The sequence below is a fragment of the Pseudomonas peli genome (genome assembly GCF_050563605.1).
In the GTDB taxonomy this organism is placed as follows: Bacteria; Pseudomonadota; Gammaproteobacteria; order Pseudomonadales; family Pseudomonadaceae; genus Aquipseudomonas; species Aquipseudomonas peli_A.
Map to the genome: position 1 here is coordinate 1 of NZ_JBNXUH010000487.1, position 235 is coordinate 235.

The 235-nt window shown below is 65.5% G+C and carries 1 protein-coding gene; it reads right to left on the reverse strand.

Translation table 11 applies throughout. From position 1 onward, the window contains the following. Window positions 1–235 (reverse strand): NAD(P)-dependent oxidoreductase (locus tag ACQ4LH_RS22295; protein WP_430699039.1); only part of this gene is annotated, 235 nt, incomplete at both ends.

Genomic DNA, 235 nt, shown 5'->3' on the forward strand with positions numbered 1-235 from the left:
CTGGTGGGGCGTCGCCGGCGGCGTCAGATGTGTAAAAGAGACGGGCCGAGCTGGGGCCAGTGAGCAGCAGCCGCGGCGCATCCCAGAATGGGTGGCCGGCGGGCAACGGTTCCTCACGGCAAACATCGATCACCGCGCCCGCCAGTAGCCCCTGTTGCAAGGCGCTGACCAGCGCCTGATCGACCACCGCCACACCGCGCCCGGCATTGATAAACAGCTGTCTCTTATACACATC